The organism is Streptomyces gilvosporeus (assembly GCF_002082195.1).
Lineage (GTDB): Bacteria > Actinomycetota > Actinomycetes > Streptomycetales > Streptomycetaceae > Streptomyces > Streptomyces gilvosporeus.
On the sequence record NZ_CP020569.1, the window covers coordinates 2,311,950 to 2,328,037 of the forward strand.

At 71.0% G+C, this 16,088-nt stretch carries 15 protein-coding genes; 3 read left to right on the forward strand and 12 right to left on the reverse strand.

Going from position 1 to position 16,088, the window contains the following annotated elements; all coding sequences use genetic code 11:
• Positions 1–33: 33 nt before the first annotated feature.
• Positions 34–471 carry a hypothetical protein gene (locus tag B1H19_RS10085; RefSeq protein WP_083104273.1) on the reverse strand — a complete coding sequence of 146 codons (438 nt, stop codon included), beginning with the start codon at positions 469–471 and terminating at the stop codon, positions 34–36.
• 349 nt (positions 472–820) lie between these two features.
• Here B1H19_RS10085 and B1H19_RS10090 point away from each other — a divergent pair, with 349 nt between their 5' ends.
• The 3 genes from B1H19_RS10090 (at position 821) to B1H19_RS10100 (ending at position 4,649) form a co-directional block, all read left to right on the forward strand.
• On the forward strand, positions 821–1,735 hold the full coding sequence (locus tag B1H19_RS10090; RefSeq protein WP_083104274.1) for a 5'-3' exonuclease: 915 nt from the start codon (positions 821–823) through the stop codon (positions 1,733–1,735).
• Between the two features lie 178 nt (positions 1,736–1,913).
• Entirely contained in the window at positions 1,914–2,789 is an 876-nt protein-coding gene (locus B1H19_RS10095) for a siderophore-interacting protein (protein ID WP_083104275.1), read from the forward strand.
• A gap of 699 nt (positions 2,790–3,488) precedes the next feature.
• Positions 3,489–4,649 (forward strand): LLM class flavin-dependent oxidoreductase, encoded by a 1,161-nt coding sequence (locus B1H19_RS10100; RefSeq protein ID WP_083104276.1) that lies wholly within the window; start codon positions 3,489–3,491, stop codon positions 4,647–4,649.
• 104 nt (positions 4,650–4,753) lie between these two features.
• Here B1H19_RS10100 and B1H19_RS10105 read toward each other — a convergent pair whose 3' ends face one another.
• The 11 genes from B1H19_RS10105 to B1H19_RS10155 all read right to left on the reverse strand — a co-directional run bounded on the left by B1H19_RS10105 (position 4,754) and on the right by B1H19_RS10155 (position 16,082).
• Positions 4,754–7,573 (reverse strand): DEAD/DEAH box helicase, encoded by a 2,820-nt coding sequence (locus B1H19_RS10105; protein WP_083104277.1) that lies wholly within the window; start codon positions 7,571–7,573, stop codon positions 4,754–4,756.
• 136 nt (positions 7,574–7,709) lie between these two features.
• Positions 7,710–8,612, reverse strand: coding sequence for a twin-arginine translocase subunit TatC (gene tatC / locus B1H19_RS10110; RefSeq protein ID WP_107425933.1), 903 nt, complete (start codon positions 8,610–8,612; stop codon positions 7,710–7,712).
• Positions 8,613–8,729: 117 nt separating this feature from the next.
• On the reverse strand, positions 8,730–9,017 hold the full coding sequence (gene tatA / locus B1H19_RS10115) for a Sec-independent protein translocase subunit TatA (protein ID WP_083104279.1): 288 nt from the start codon (positions 9,015–9,017) through the stop codon (positions 8,730–8,732).
• Between the two features lie 224 nt (positions 9,018–9,241).
• Complete coding sequence (locus B1H19_RS10120) at positions 9,242–9,442, reverse strand: hypothetical protein (RefSeq protein ID WP_083104280.1); 201 nt, start codon at positions 9,440–9,442, stop codon at positions 9,242–9,244.
• A 25-nt stretch (positions 9,443–9,467) separates the two neighbouring features.
• Positions 9,468–9,722: a hypothetical protein gene (locus B1H19_RS10125; protein ID WP_083104281.1), complete on the reverse strand. Its 255-nt coding sequence runs from the start codon at positions 9,720–9,722 to the stop codon at positions 9,468–9,470.
• A gap of 79 nt (positions 9,723–9,801) precedes the next feature.
• Positions 9,802–10,752, reverse strand: coding sequence for a helix-turn-helix transcriptional regulator (locus tag B1H19_RS10130; RefSeq protein WP_083104282.1), 951 nt, complete (start codon positions 10,750–10,752; stop codon positions 9,802–9,804).
• Between the two features lie 17 nt (positions 10,753–10,769).
• Positions 10,770–11,738, reverse strand: coding sequence for a helix-turn-helix transcriptional regulator (locus tag B1H19_RS10135; protein WP_083104283.1), 969 nt, complete (start codon positions 11,736–11,738; stop codon positions 10,770–10,772).
• Positions 11,739–11,855: 117 nt separating this feature from the next.
• Positions 11,856–12,227, reverse strand: coding sequence for an FKBP-type peptidyl-prolyl cis-trans isomerase (locus tag B1H19_RS10140; protein WP_083104284.1), 372 nt, complete (start codon positions 12,225–12,227; stop codon positions 11,856–11,858).
• A gap of 57 nt (positions 12,228–12,284) precedes the next feature.
• On the reverse strand, positions 12,285–13,289 hold the full coding sequence (locus B1H19_RS10145; RefSeq protein ID WP_083104285.1) for an FKBP-type peptidyl-prolyl cis-trans isomerase: 1,005 nt from the start codon (positions 13,287–13,289) through the stop codon (positions 12,285–12,287).
• Positions 13,290–13,439: 150 nt separating this feature from the next.
• The gene (pafA, locus tag B1H19_RS10150) at positions 13,440–14,801 is read right to left on the reverse strand and encodes a Pup--protein ligase (RefSeq protein ID WP_030066703.1); all 1,362 of its coding nucleotides are present in this window, start codon (positions 14,799–14,801) and stop codon (positions 13,440–13,442) included.
• A gap of 9 nt (positions 14,802–14,810) precedes the next feature.
• Positions 14,811–16,082, reverse strand: coding sequence for an MFS transporter (locus B1H19_RS10155; protein WP_083104286.1), 1,272 nt, complete (start codon positions 16,080–16,082; stop codon positions 14,811–14,813).
• Between the last annotated feature and the right edge of the window lie 6 nt (positions 16,083–16,088).

The following is a 16,088-nucleotide window of genomic DNA, read 5'->3' on the forward strand; positions in this document are numbered from 1 at the left end:
TCCCCCACCGTACGCCCGCGGCCAACTCCCGCCTCAGGAACGGGCGGTTGTGTTGCGGCGGAGCAGATACGCCGCCCCGCCCGCCAGCGCCAGGAGGGTCAGCCCGCCGGCCGCCTGGCTGGCGTCGACCCCCTCGGCGCGGCCGTCCCGTACGGTCACGGTCTCGCTGAAGCGCGTGCCGCCGGATCCGCCGCACGCGATGGTGACGCGGTAGTGGCCGGGCGTCGCGCCGCGGGCGACCGTCGTATCGGCGGTCATCCCGCGCGCCGCCGGCTCCAGCACCACCGACCCGAACAGCGTCGAGTCCGCCCTGGCCCCCCGGTCCGCCGGGCACCGCCGACCGTCGGTGACCGTCACCCGCTGTCCGGCCGCCATCGGGTCCGGTTCGACCAGCGCCGCCGCGGCGGGCGCGCCCAGTCCCAGGGTCAGGGCACCGAGCACGGCGACGGCGGCTGTACGGGCAGCGTTCACGGTCGCCTCCTCGCGGCCGCCGGCCGCGGCCCGGCGGCCGCGCGGATGACCGGCACTCTGGGAGCGAACCACCGCACGGGCCACGGCGCGATGCGGGCGCGGCCGGTAGGTGGAGCCGATACGCCATCAGGGCGGCGGGGCGTCAGAGGGCGGGCGTATCAAGGGCCCCGCCGGCCGCGCACCTGCCGTTCCTTACGTGGCGCAACATTTGGCGCAACATTTGGCGCAACATGTGGCGCAACAAGCCCGGTGCGCCGGACCACCTCCGTATCACCCCCGTCTCACCTCCCCGCGACTCCGTGCGACGTAAGGGGCATACGGCATCATGCGAGGTGTGACTCGACGCCTGATGCTCCTCGATACCGCCTCGCTCTACTTCCGCGCCTATTTCGGGGTACCGGAATCGGTCAAATCCCCGGACGGCATTCCGGTCAACGCGGTACGCGGACTGCTGGACTTCATCGCCCGGCTCGTCCACGACCACCACCCCGACGAACTGGTCGCCTGCATGGACGCCGACTGGCGCCCCCAGTGGCGGGTCGACCTGATTCCCTCGTACAAGGCGCACCGGGTCGCCGAGGAGGCCCCCGCCGGGTCCGCCGAGCCCGATGAGGAGGAGATCCCCGACACCCTCTCCCCGCAGGTCCCGGTCATCGAGGACGTGCTGGACGCGCTCGGCATCGCCCGGATCGGCGCCGCCGGCTACGAGGCCGACGACATCATCGGCACCCTGACCGCGCGGGCGCGGGGCCCGGTGGACATCGTCACCGGCGACCGCGACCTCTTCCAGCTGATCGACGACGACCGCGGCATCCGCATCCTGTATCCGGTCAAGGGGGTCGGCACCCTCCAGATCACCGACGCCGCGCTGCTGCGCGAGAAGTACGGGGTGGACGGCTCCGGCTACGCCGATCTGGCCCTGCTGCGCGGCGACCCCAGCGACGGCCTGCCCGGCGTCCCGGGCATCGGCGAGAAGACCGCCGCCAAACTGCTCGACGCCTACGGCGACCTGGCCGGCATCATGGCCGCCGCCGAGAACCCCGCCTCCAAGCTGACCCCGGCCCAGCGCAAACGCCTGCTGGAGGCGCGTCCGTACATCGAGGTCGCACCCAAGGTCGTACGGGTGGCCACCGATGCGCCGATCCCCGACACCGACCACGCACTGCCCACGGAACCGGCCGACCCGGAGTGGCTGGAATCGCTCGCCGACCGGTGGGGGCTGGGCGGATCTTTGCAGCGATTGCTGGCCACCCTGCATGGATGACCTGTTAGGTTAGCCATACCTAACAGGTCATCCATCCACCTCATCCGACTCATGCGTTTCATGCGCTTCATGTGTTGCGCGCGGCCATCCGCCCGTCCCGTTGATTCGCTGATTCGTTGATTCATCCATTCGTTCCTTCATTCGTTCATTCATTCGGCGATCAGGTCAGGGGAATGTCGTGGCAGCAGAACGTCTGGCCCGTAAACAGCCCACACTGCACCGCGGCCGCGTCGTGCGCACCGAGCGGCTGAGCCCGCACATGATGCGGGTGGTGCTGGGCGGTGACGGCCTGGGGAACTTCGCCGCAGGCGAGTACACCGACCACTACGTCAAGCTGGTCTTCCCGCTGCCCGGCGTCGCCTATCCGGAGCCGTTCGACATGGCCCGGATCCGCGCCGATCTGCCCCGCGACCAGTGGCCCCGGACGCGCACGTACACCGTGCGCACCTGGGACGCCGCGGCCCGCGAACTGACCCTCGACTTCGTGGTGCACGGCGACGAGGGGCTGGCCGGACCGTGGGCGACCGCGGCGAAGCCGGGCGACGAGATCCTCTTCCTCGGCCCCGGCGGCGCCTACGCCCCGGCGGCGGATGCCGACTGGCATCTGCTGGCGGGGGACGAGAGCGCCCTCCCGGCCATCGCGGCCGCCCTCGCGCGGATGCCCGCGGGCGTACCGGTGCACGCCTTCATCGAGGTCGGGGACCCGCAGGAGCACCAGGAGCTGACCGCCCCGGCGGGCGCCGAGATCACCTGGCTGTACCGCGGCGCCGCACCGGTCGGCCGTGAACTCCTCGCCGCCGTACGGGAGTTGAGCTTCCCCGGCGGCCGGGTCCACGCCTTCGTCCACGGCGAGGCCGGCTTCGTCAAGGAGCTGCGCCGACTGCTCCGCATCGACCACGGCGTCCCCCGCGAGGACCTCTCCATCTCCGGTTACTGGCGCACCGGCCATGACGAGGACGGCTGGCAGGCGTCCAAGCGCGACTGGAACCAGCGGGTGGAGGCGGAGCAGGAGACGGCGGGGGCCGGGGCGGGGGCTTCGGCGGGGGCTGCCTGAACCGACCGGGGCCCGGGGGCGGTCCGGGCTCGGGGCCAGGGCCGGGGCCAGGGCCGGGGCCAGGGCCGGGGCCGCTCCTCGGGCCTGACCCGCCCGGCGGACCACCGATCCCCCGGGCGGGTGCGCTCAGCCCTCGTACTGCCGCGGCGTAGTCGTCCAGCACCTCCTCGAAGGCGCCATGGCCGATCCCCCGGAAGGTGGCCAGCGCCACCGCCAGCGCCTCGGCGGAGACATGCCCCGGATCCACCCGCCAGCCCCTGCGCCGGATGAGCTCCGCAACCGCGCGCCGAGCCTCGTCGAGCCCGGCCGGCTCCCCCGCCGTCGGCGGCGTGATGGCCTCCTGCGCCGCACCCAGCACCTTGTGCACCGACTCCTCCGGCGCATCGACCGCGGCCAGCGCCTCCCTTGGGCGGGGAGCGTGAAGCCTGAGCAGAACCCCGGACGCCTCGGCGACGGCGCTCCGACGCAGCGCCTGCGCCAACCTGCCCGCGTACGACGGTGGTTGATACGGCGGCGGTTGACGGAGGGTGCCTCCGGCTGTTCCACTGAGCGCATGCGTCCTCGGCAGCGGCTGGTCACCCGTGACCACATCGACTTCGGTCGGGTGTGGTCGGCGTCCTGTTGCCGCTGACTTCTCCGTAGCGCGGACCCGCTCCGCCTTCCCTGTGCACAGCCCCACGAGAAGACGAGGCCACACCCATGCCTGTCGAGTTCCTCGGCATTGCCGCGACCCACGACGGATCCGAAGTCAGCCCCCGCTCCGGCGCGTCCTTCGACAAGGACTACACGCTGAAGCTGGCCCGTGCTCATCAGGAGTACGGCTGGGACCGGGTGCTGTTCGCCTATTCCTCCGGGTCGCCCGACCCCTCCCCGGCCGCCGCCTATATCGCCGCCCGCACCGAAACGCTCCAGCTCCTGGTGGCGCACCGCCCTAACGTCTCCTATCCGACGTTCGCCGCGAAGACCTTCGCCACGCTGGACCGGATCAGCGACGGGCGGCTCGCCGTGCACTTCATCACCGGCGGCAACGACCATGAACAGGGCCGCGAGGGCGACACGCTCGGCAAGGACGAGCGCTACGACCGCACCCGCGAATACCTCCGCATCGTCAAGAAGATCTGGACCAGCCACGAGCCCTTCGACCACGAGGGCACGCACTACCGCTTCCACGACTTCGTCTCGGACACCTTCCCGGTCCAACAGCCGCATCCGCCGGTGTCGTTCGGCGGGTCGTCGGCCGCGGCGTATGCGGCCGGCGGCGCCGAGGCGGACATCTACTGCCTGTGGGGCGAACCGCTGGCGCAGACCGCCGAGCAGATCGCCTCGGTCAAGGCCGCGGCGCGGGCGGCGGGTCGCAGCGACGTACCGCGGATCCAGGTCGCCTTCCGGCCGATCCTGGCGCCCACCGAGGAGCTGGCGTGGGAGAAGGCGCACCGCACCCTGGAGCGGATCCGGGCCCGTAGGGCGGGCGCGCCGCTCACCCGTCACCACGGGCTGACGAACCCGCAGAACGCCGGCTCGCAGCGGCTGCTCGCGGTCGCCGCCGCAGGCGAGCGGCACGACCGGGCCCTGTGGACGCCGACCGCCGCGGCCACCGGCGGCGCGGGCAACTCCACCGCGCTGGTCGGCACCCCGGAGACCGTGGCGCAGGCGCTGCTGGACTACTACGACCTGGGCGTGGACATCATCTCCGCCCGCGGCTACGACCTGCTCGACGACGCCATCGACTTCGGCCGCCAGGTCATCCCGATCGTCCGCGAGGAGGTCGCCAAGCGGGACGCGGCGCGGGCGGACGAGCAGGCGGCGGACCGGGCGGACGGCCGGGCGCCGGCGCAGCAGGTGCCGCAGCCGGTGGCGTAACCCGTCGCGTAACGCAGCCGACGGTGCCCGCTCTCCCGGAACACCCCGGGGGAACGCGCACCGCCGCCCCACGCATCAGCCCACGGGCCACCAGCCACTGGCCACTAGCCCACCGACGAATACGCCACGACCCCCCGCAGCACACCGTCCACGGCCTTCCGGGCCGCCCGCGCGACCGTCCCGTCGGCCGGGGCCGCGGCCGCGATCTGGCCGAGAATGTCGATCAACTGCTTGCACCAGCGGACGAAATCACCGGCCGGCATCTCCGCCTCGCGCAGCACCTCGTCCAGGCCGAAGCCCGACGCCCAGCGGTAGGCGGCCCAGGCGAAGCCCAGATCGGGCTCGCGCTGGCCGACGCCCTCGGCCTGGTTGATCTTGTGGTCCTCCTCCAGGGCATCGAGCCGGCCCCAGATCCGCACCATCTCGCCCAGCGCGTCCCGGGCCTTGCCGGCGGGCAGCTTGGGCGCCACCGCATCGTCCGCCTGCCGCGCCTCGTACACCAGCGCCGAGGCGCAGGCCGCCAACTCCGCCGGGCCCAGCCCCTCCCAGACGCCGTCCCGCAGGCATTCGCTGGCCAGCAGATCCAACTCGCCGTAGAGCCGCGCCAGCCGCTTGCCCTCTTCGGTGACGGTGTCGCCCTCCAGGTAGTCCAGTTCGGTCAACAGCGCACAGATCCGGTCGAAGGTACGGGCGATGGTGTTCGTCCGGCCCTCGATACGGCGCTCCAGCTGGCGGGTGTCGCGCAGCAGCCGCTGATAGCGCTCCGCCCAGCGGGCGTGGTCCTCGCGCTCGTCGCAGCCATGGCAGGGGTGCGCGCGCAGCTCCGTACGCAGCCGGGCGATCTCGCGGTCGTCGGCCGCCGCCGAGCGCGGTTTGCGGTGCCTCGACGGGACGAGATGACCGGCCTTGGTGCGCAGCGCGGACGCCAGATCCCGACGGGACTGCGGGCTGCGGGCGTTGAAGGACCTGGGGATCCGCATCCGGTCCAAAGCCGTCACCGGCACCGGGAAGTCGATCGACGCCAGCCGCTTGACCTGCCGTTCGGCGGTCAGGATCAGCGGCCGCGGGCCGTCCTGCATCTCGAAGCCCCGGTGCCGGTCCGTACGGCCCGAGGGCATACCCGGGTCCAGGACCAGCGCCAGGCCCGCGTACTTGCCGGTCGGGACATGGATGACATCGCCCGGCTTGAGCTTCTCCAGCGCCGCCGCGGCCGCCACCCGCCGCTGCACCGCGCCCTGTTTGGCGAGCTCCGTCTCGCGGTCCTTGAGCTCGCGCCGCAGCCGGGAGTACTCCTCGAAGTCACCGAGATGGCAGGTCATCGAGCCGCGGTAACCCGCCAGGCCCTCTTCGTTCTTCTGCACCTGCCGGGAGATCCCGACCACCGACTTGTCGGCCTGGAACTGTGCGAAGGACATCTCCAGCAGCTCCCGCGAACGGTGCCGGCCGAACTGCGAGACGAGATTGACCGCCATGTTGTACGACGGCTTGAAGGACGACCGCAGCGGATACGTCCGCGTCCCGGCCAGGCCCGCCAGGGCGCCCGGGTTCATCCCCCGCTGCCACAGCACCACCGCATGGCCCTCGATGTCGATGCCGCGGCGCCCGGCCCGGCCGGTCAGCTGGGTGTACTCGCCGGGGGTGATGTCGGCGTGCTGCTCGCCGTTCCACTTGACGAGCTTCTCCAACACCACCGAACGGGCGGGCATGTTGATGCCCAGCGCCAGCGTCTCGGTCGCGAAGACGGCCTTGACCAGCCCCTGGACGAACAGCTCCTCGACGACCTCCTTGAACGTCGGCAGCATCCCGGCGTGGTGCGCCGCGATGCCCCGCTCCAGGCCCTCCAGCCATTCGAAGTAGCCCAGCACATGCAGGTCGTCGTCCGGGATGCCGGCCGTACGGGCCTCGACTATGCGGCGGACCCGTTCGCGGGCCTCGGTGTCGTTGAGCCGCAGGCCGGAGTGGAGGCACTGCTGGACGGCGGCCTCGCAGCCGGCCCGGCTGAAGATGAAGGTGATCGCGGGCAGCAGGCCCTCGCTGTCGAGACGGTCGATCACCTCGGGCCGGCTGGGCGTCCAGATCCGGGCCCGCTGGCGCCGCTCGCGCTCTCGGTCCGCCTCGCGCATGGTGCGGCCGCGCCGCTTGTCCCGGCCGAACGTCGGGCGGCTGTTCTCCATCCGCGCCAGCCGTTCCAGATCCGGGTTGACCTCGCGGCGGCCGCCGCCCTGGCCGCCGTCGCGCTCCTCGAAGAGGTCGTACATCCGCCGGCCCGCCAGGACGTGCTGCCACAGCGGCACCGGCCGGTGCTCGGCGACGATCACCTCGGTGTCGCCGCGGACCGTGTCCAGCCAGTCGCCGAACTCCTCGGCGTTGGAGACCGTGGCCGACAGGGACACCAGCGTCACCGACTCGGGCAGGTGGATGATCACCTCTTCCCAGACGGCGCCCCGAAAGCGGTCGGAGAGGTAGTGGACCTCGTCCATGACCACATAGCCGAGACCTCTCAGGGACTGCGAACCGGAGTAGAGCATGTTCCGCAGCACCTCGGTGGTCATCACGATCACCGGGGCCTCGGAGTTGACGCTGTTGTCGCCGGTCAGCAGGCCGACCTTCTCGGGGCCGTACCGCTTGACCAGATCCAGGTACTTCTGGTTGGACAGCGCCTTGATCGGGGTGGTGTAGAAGCATTTACGGCCCTGTTCCAGGGCCAGGTGCACGGCGAATTCGCCGACGATCGTCTTGCCGGATCCGGTGGGGGCCGCGACCAGCACTCCCTTGCCGGCCTCCAGGGCCTGGCACGCCTCGATCTGGAAGGGGTCCAGGCCGAAGTCGTACATCTCTCGGAAAGGGGCGAGTGCGGTGGCCTGCTCGGCCGCCCGGAGCTTGGCGGCGGCATAGCGCTCAGCAGGGGACATGTCCTCGGTCATCGTGCTTACGAGCCTACCGGCCACCTCTGACAACGACCCGATCTTTATGAGCGCCCTTTACCTGCCGCACGGCAAAGGAGGCGGGGAGCCCGCCGGCTCCCCGCCTCCCTGTCGTTTCCGTGGCCGCGCCGAGGTCTCAGGTGACGTCGTCGTAGCCGCCGCGCCCCTCGGCCTCGCTGCCGTCGGTCAGCGCGCGGGGCGCCGTCACCGGCTCCAGCTCGCCGATGTCCTCGGGCGTGAGGTCCAGCTCGGAGGCCTCGTCGTCGGCGGGCCCGGTCTCGTCCCGGCGCTTGCGGCGCGCGTCGTTGGAGAGCGCGATGCCGACGGCGACGAAGTAGAGCACCGCGATGGGCACGGCCAGCGCGAGCATGGTGAGCGGGTCCGTACTGGGCGTGGCAACGGCGGCGAAGACCGTGATGCCCATGACCATGCCGCGCCACCAGCCCAGCATCCGCTTGCCGGTGATCAGCCCGGCGAAGTTGAGCATCATCAGCAGCAGCGGCAGCTCGAAGGACAGCCCGAAGACGATCACCATGCGGGTGATCAGGTCGAGCAGGTTGTCCAGCTGGAGGAGGTTGCCGACGCCGGCGGGCGTGAAGCTGGTCAGGACCTTCGCCGTGGTCGGCAGCGTCCAGTACGCGAAGTAGGCGCCCGCCGCGAACAGCGGGAATCCGGCGGCGACGAAGCTCAGCGTGTACTTCTTCTCGTGCCGGTGCAGACCGGGCGCGAGGAAGGCCCACAGCTGATAGAGCCAGATCGGGGAGGACAGCACCACGCCCGCCACCAGGGACACCTTCAGTGCCAGGGTGAACGGGCCGAGCAGGTCCAGCATCACGATGTTGGCGCAGCGCTGGCCCTTGTCCAGCTTGGCGATGTCGGTGAACTGCGAATGGCAGCCGACCGACTGCAGCACCGGCTTGGTGAAGAAGTTGATGATCGCTTCGTAGAAGAACGCCGCGATGATCGTCGCGATGACGATGGCGAGCACTGCCTTGGCGAGCCGGTTGCGCAGCTCACGCAGATGCTCCACGAGCGGCATACGCCCCTCGGGGTCCTTCTCCTTGGCTCGCTTGTTGGGGGCAGACTTGCGCAACCCACGTCCTCATCTCATGCCACCGGCGGCGGACCCGGCCGCCGCCGCAAGTAGGGCCCTCGGTCAGCGCTGCGCGGTGTGCTCGGGATCGGCGACCGGCCGCGCGCTGGTCACATCCCCCGGGGCGGCCTTGATGGTCTTGCGCTCGGCCTCGGCCTCGTCCTTCGGCGCATCGGCGGGCGCGTCCTCCTTCTGCGCCTCGGCCTTCATCGCCTTGGCCTCGCTCTTGAGGATCCGGGCGGACTTGCCCAGCGAGCGGGCCATGTCGGGAAGCTTCTTCGCGCCGAACAGAAGGAAGAGGACGACAACGATGAGGATGAGCTCAGGAACGCCGATCTTTCCACCGAACATAAGTCTTTACCTTCTCACCGAGGCGGCTGGGGATGGAACGAGCTGACCAGGCCGGACATCATCCGTCCGCCCGCCGTACTTGCAGCGATCGTAGCGCTCACGGGTGAATGCGGAGCAACCCCTGTGCGCACTCCCGGTTGCGGGGCCGCCGCGCCTCGTACTCGGCCCTGGGCACCAAGCGTACCGCCCGGGGTGAGCGACGGGCCGGGGTCGTACGCCCGGCGTCACTTCTTCGTCAGATCCAGGGAGGAGGCGAGCGGCGTGGCCGCCCGTTCAAGATCCTCGGCGGCCCGCTGGATCCGCTCCGACGCCACACCGATCTGCCGGGCCAGGCGCCGTACCTCGGCGAAGACACGGACGGCGAGGACGCCGAGCACGGCGATCCCCAGGAAGCCGAGGGCGACAGCGATCATGGGCCAGAGCATGGGAGGAGCCTATCGGGCACCGGTGTCAGCCGGTGTGCAGCCGCAGGGTGCGCACCCCGCCGCCGGTGAGCAGCTCCACGATCCGCTCCCCCGCCGGCCGGCGCGCGGCGCGGCCGCAGTCGGGGCAGGTGAAGGAGTAGAAGGTGGTACGGCGGCTGGCGCCGATGGCCAGCCGGAAGGCGTCCGAGGCCAGCTCGAAACGGCCCCGGCAGTGCGGGCAGGCCGCCTTGAACACCACCGTGGTGGCCGCCCTCGTGGGCCTCGCCGTCGTGATCGTCATCCTTCGCTGCCTCCTCCTTACGGTGTCCGCGCTGCCGCGCCCGTCCGCCGTCCGCCGGATTCCCCGACCGTGCGCCGCGTCACTCGCCGTACGCCGCCAGCGCCGCGCACGCCGCCCGCCGGGCGCTGTCGGCCAGCGCCTGCGGCGCCACGATCCGCCCGTCCCGCCCCAGCCGCAGCGCGAGCCGCCGCAGCGACGCCGGGTCCGGGGTGCGCAGGGTGATGCGCAGGCCGCCGTCGGGCAGTTCCTCGGCGCTGTCGTGCGGGTAGTACTCGGCGACCCAGCGGCCGCCGGGCCCGACCTCGATGACGACTTCGGGGTCCTCGGCGGCGGGCTGCACCAGGCCCTCCGACAGATCGCGCAGTTCGACGGGCGGCGGGTCGGCGGGCGCGTCCAGCAGCTTGATCTCGGCGACCCGGTCGAGCCGGAAGGTGCGGCGCGCCTCCGAGAGCCGGCACCAGGCCTCGACATAGGTGTGGCCGACGGCGAAGAGCCGGATGGGGTCGACCTCGCGCTCGGTGAGCTCGTCGCGGGCCGGGGAGTAGTAGCGCAGCCACAGCCGCCGCCGCTCGGCGATGGCCCGGTCGACGTCGGCGAAGACCCCGCCCTCGGATTCGAAGGTCACCGACAGCCGGGAGCTGGCACCCGCCGCCTCGCCCGCCGCCGCCTCCAGCTTGGCGGTGGCCCGCAGCAGCGCCTGCCGGTCGCCCTCGCGCAGACCGGGCAGGGTGGCCACCGCGCGGGCGGCGACCAGCAGTGCGGTCGCCTCGTCGGCGGCCAGCCGCAGCGGCTCGGCCACATCGTCGGGGTTGTGCCACCAGATGCGGTCGCCGTCGGTGTCGATGTCCAGCAGGTCGCCGCCGCGGAAGCTCGTCCCGCACATCGGCAGCACGTCCAGGTCGGCGATCAGCTCGTCCTCGGAGATGCCGAAGGCGCGGGCGACGTCGCTGACGCGGGCGCCGGGGCGCTCGCGCAGATAGGTCACCAGGGACAGCATCCGGCGGGTCTGGTCGATCGCGTTCGTCGCCACGGGTCGTCGTCTTCCTCTCAGCCCTTGGCCACGGCGCGCAGCCGGTCGATGACCTCGGCCCGCAGTTCGGCCGGTTCCAGCACCACCGCATCGGGCCCGAACTCCACCAGCCAGGCGTCGAGTCCGTGCCCGTTGGGGATCTCCAGCTCGTCCCAGCCGTCCCCCAGGTCCCGTACGGACAGTGCGCGGGCCCGCAGCGGATAGCCGTGGTCGGCGCGGAGCCGGATCCGGGCGGTGCCGGTGGCGGTCTCCCCGGCCCAGCTCTCGACGGTCTCCCGTACGGTGACGTGGTCGGGCACCGGCGCGGTGAACGCCCCTTGCCGGGAACGGACCTTGCCGGTGATCCGGGAGAGCCTGAAGACCCGCTCGGCCTGCCGGCCGCGGTCCCAGCCGGCGACGTACCAGTGGCCGCGCCAGCACTCCAGGATCCACGGTTCGACATGCCGCTGCTCGGGGCGGGCCGCATTGGCCTTGCGGTAGTCGAAGACCACCGGGCGGCGGTCGCGGCAGGCCAGCATCAGCGGTTCGAAGGCGGCCTCATGCGCCGGGATACGGGGCTCCAGCGCGCTGTGCGGGGTGCGGTCCTCGTACTCCTCGCCGTCCTGGGCCAGCGGCATCCCGGCCGCCCGCAGCTTTTGCAGCGCCCCGCTGGCCGCGCCGGCCAGCCGCGCCTGCTGCCAGATCTTGGCGGCGAGCCCCAGGGCCGCGGCCTCCTCGGCGTCCAGGGTGATCGGCGGGAGGCGGTTGCTGTCGCGGCGGGCGAGATAGCCGACCTCGCCGTCGAGGGCGTCCACCGTCTCGATGACCAGCCCGAGCTCGCGCAGATCGTCCTTGTCCCGCTCGAACATGCGGTTGAAGGAGTCGTCGCTGCCCGCCTCGATATAGGCCTCGATGGACGAGCGCAGCTCGCGCTTGGCCAGCGGGCGTCGCGTCCCCAGCAGGCACAGCGCCAGATTCATCAGCCGCTCGGCCTTGGCAATGGCCATCGACGCCCTTTCTCGTGGAACTCCCGAGCGCTGACCGTACCGCTCGGGGTCCCCGGGGCAAAGCCGAGGGCCCGTGCCGCAGACGGCACGGGCCCTCGGTTCGCGTCGGACGCGGCCTCAGACGGAGACCAGGTCGCAGACGAAGATCAGCGTCTCACCCGGGGCGATCTTGCCGCCGGCGCCGCGGTCGCCGTACGCCAGGTGCGCGGGGATGGTCAGCCGGCGGCGGCCGCCGACCTTCATGCCCTGCACGCCCTGGTCCCAGCCGGCGATGACCTGGCCGGCACCCAGCTTGAACTCCAGCGGCGTGCCGCGGTTCCAGCTCGCGTCGAACTCCTCACCGGTGCTGAAGGAGACGCCGACGTAGTGGACCTTCACCTTGTCCCCGGCCTTGGCGACCGGCCCGTCACCCTCCCACAGGTCCACGATCTCGAGCTCCTTGGGAGCCGGACCCTCGGGGAAGTCGATCTCGGGCTTGTCGATGCTCACGAATGTGCTCCTACTTACGAATCTTTACGATTACCGCGTCAGTCTCGCAGATCGTGATCAGGCCGTGCCCAGGATGTCGACCGTGAAGACCAGCGCGTCGCCCTTGGCGATGCCGCTGTTCTGCGGCGGGGTGTCCCCGTAGGCGAGATTCGCCGGGATGGACAGCACCACGCGGTCACCCACGTGCTTGCCCACCAGGCCCTTGTCCCAGCCCTGGACGACGCTGCCGGTACCGATCTGGAAGGCGGTCGCACCGCCGTGGTCCCAGGACGAGTCGAACTTCTTGCCGTCCCGCCACTTCACACCCGTGTACTGCGCGATCAGCCCCTGGCCGGCCTTGACCTCGGCCCCCTTGCCCTTGATCAGCACCTGCTCACCGAGCTTGGTGGGCGCCTTCTCCCCCTTGGGAACGGTGATCGTCGCGGCCTTCCCGGCCTCGGCCTTCACCTCGGGCATACCGCTCTCGGGCGCGGCCTGCTTGCCCTCGGCCGCCGCCTTCTTGTCCACCTTGGACGCTGCGGCCACATCGACGACCCACACCAGACCCTCGTCCGGCTGGAGCCCGATCCGCTGGGCGATGTCCGCGCCGTACGCCGCCTTGGCGCTGGCCTCGACCTCGATGCGGCTGCCGACCTTCTTCCCGGCCAGCGCGTTCAGCACCTTCGGCGGCATCGTCGGCTGGGTCAGCTGGTCGGTGACCTCGGCCACGACCTGCCGGTGCGCCGAACCCACCGTCTTCTGCCCCGGCACCGGCTCCCAGGTGTTGTCCAGCCGCTGACCCTTGAGCGTCTGCGCCACGACGTCGAGCCGGACCACATCGCCCTTCTTGACGGCCGCCCCCTTGCCGGTGACCAGCGACTTCGTGACGACCGCATCGGCCACCTTGGCGTTCTTCGGCGCAGTGATCTTGGGCTGCGCCCCCGCCTTCCCGGTGACCTTGGCCACGGGCTCGCCCGACGAGGCGGCCTTGCCGTCATCGGACCCGCAGGCGGCGGCGAACAGCATGATGGGCACGGTCAGCGCAGCCGCGGCGGCGCGACGGGTGTTCTTCGTGAGGTTCATCAGTCCAACTCGGGCTCGGGGGGTGGGTGGGCAATGCCCGCCACTCTACGACCCTTCTCTGTGCACGTAGAGCGCCACAACACACCGGTTCCGCACACGCCGCGGTGCCGGAAGCCCACGCCCCCGGCACCGCACCGTACGTGTCCTCGCTCACATCCCGGCGATCAGCTTCTCCACCCGATCGTCCACCGAACGGAACGGGTCCTTGCACAGCACCGTGCGCTGCGCCTGGTCATTGAGCTTGAGGTGCACCCAGTCGACCGTGAAATCCCGGCGCTGTTCCTGGGCCCGCCGGATGAAATCGCCCCGCAAACGCGCACGGGTGGTCTGCGGCGGCACCGACTTGCCCTCGAAGATCTTCAGGTCGTTGCAGATCCGCGCCGCCTGCCCCTTGCGCTCCAGGAGGTAATAAAGCCCTCGGCGACGGTGAATGTCGTGATACGCGAGGTCTATCTGCGCCACCCTCGGGTGGGACATCGTCATGTTGTTCTTGCTGCGATACCGCTCGATGAGCTGATATTTCATCACCCAGTCGATTTCGGTCGCAATAAGATCCAGGTTCTCGTCCCGCACCGCCTCCAGGGTGCGGCCCCACAGCTCCAGAACCCGCTCGACGGTACCCGTACGGATTCCGCGGCGCTCACAGAAGTCCACGGCCTTTTCGTAGTACTCCTGCTGCACCTCCAGCGCCGACGCCTCCCGGCCGCTGGCCAGCCGCACCTTGCGCCGCCCGGTGATGTCATGGCTGACCTCACGGATGGCGCGGATCGGATTCTCCAGCGTCAGATCCCGCATGACCGTGCCCGCCTCGATCATGCGCAGCACGAGATCGGTGGCCCCGACCTTCAGCAGCATGGTCGTCTCGGACATATTGGAGTCGCCGACGATGACATGCAGCCGGCGGTAGCGCTCGGCGTCGGCATGCGGCTCGTCGCGGGTGTTGATGATCGGCCGGGACCGGGTCGTCGCCGAGGAGACGCCCTCCCAGATGTGCTCCGCGCGCTGGCTGACGCAGTAGACGGCGCCGCGCGGGGTCTGCAGCACCTTGCCCGCACCGCACAGCAGCTGACGGGTGACGAGGAAGGGAATGAGAATGTCCGCGAGCCGGGAGAACTCACCGTGCCGGGCCACGAGATAGTTCTCGTGGCAACCGTAGGAGTTTCCCGCCGAATCGGTGTTGTTCTTGAAGAGATAGACGTCGCCCGCGATTCCCTCCTCGTGCAGGCGGCGTTCGGCGTCGACCAGCAGGCCCTCGAGAATGCGCTCACCCGACTTGTCGTGAGTGACCAGCTCGGTCACGTTGTCGCACTCGGGAGTTGCGTATTCCGGGTGCGAACCCACGTCCAAGTACAGCCGGGCGCCGTTCCGCAGAAAGACATTGCTGCTGCGGCCCCATGACACGACACGGCGGAAGAGGTACCGCGCCACTTCGTCAGGCGACAGTCGGCGCTGTCCCCTGAACGTGCACGTGACGCCGTACTCGTTCTCCAGCCCGAAAATGCGGCGGTCCATGACTGAACATTACGCCTGATGGCGTGTTCTGAAACCGGGATCGTCGGCATCGTTTCGATCATTTTCCGCCGCGGCCGGGCCCGTGGCCACCGTCGTCGACGGCGCCGCGAGCGGCGGCAGGAAGCGCCGGGCCGTCAGCATGACGGCCAGCGCGGCGAGCCCGCCCGCACCCGCGACGGCGAAGCCCGCCGCCGCACCGCCCGCCTCCACCGCGGGCCCCTCCACCGTCATCCCCACCGACGATCCGACGACGAACGCCGTCACCAGCCACGAAAACGCCTCGGTGACCGTCCCCTTGGGCGCATGCCGGTCCACCACCACGAACGCACACGCCAGCGACGGCGCGAAGAAAAGCCCCGACAGCCCCGCCAGCAGCGTCATCCCGAGGACCCCCGGCGCCAGCGCCAGCGGCACGAACCCCAGCGCGACCAGCACGATCAGCACCCGCAGCCGGTTCTCCGGCTCACCGGGCCACTCCCGCGCCCCGTACACCACCCCACCCAGCAGCGCACCCCCACTCAGCGCCGACAGCAGATAGCTGGAGACCATGCCGCCGCCGTGCTCGTCGGCATAGGCGACCGCGGCGACCGCGACCGACCCCAGCGCGATCCCCACGAAGAAATACGTGCCGAGCACCACCAGCATGCCGCCCGAGCGCAGCGCCCCCAGCCAGTGCGCCTCGCGCGGCGCGCTGCGCCAGCGCCGGGACGGCGGCGAGACGACGACCGACAGCGCGCCGAGCACCCCGATCAGATTGATCACCAGCAGCGCGGCGCGCTCCGACCAGACCGCCACGCACAGCGTGACCAGCAACGGCCCTACCGTGAACATGACTTCCTGCGCCGCCGCATCCAGCGCATAGGCCGCATGCAGCCGGTCCGCCCGGCCCAGCACCCCCGGCCACAGGGCCCGCAGCCCGCCCTCCAGCGGCGGGGTGAAGAAACCGGCCATCACCATCGCCGCATACGCGACCGGCAGCGGGTCCAGCCCCACCACGGCCAGCAGCACCATGCCCAGCGCGGAGAGCACGGACGCGGGGAGCATGATCCGTGGCTGCCCGTAGCGGTCCACCGCGCGGCCGAGCAGCGGCTGACCCACGGCGTTGCACAGACCGTAGACGGCCGAGAGCCCACCGGCCAGCGCATAACTGCCGCCCTCGGCGCGGGCGAAGAGCACCACGGCCAGCGGACCGGTCGCATTCGGCAGCCTGCCGACGAGCGTGCCCGCCAGCAGCCGCGCGGCATACCGCGTCCTGAGGAGCTGCCCATATCCCGCGGCCATCCCGGT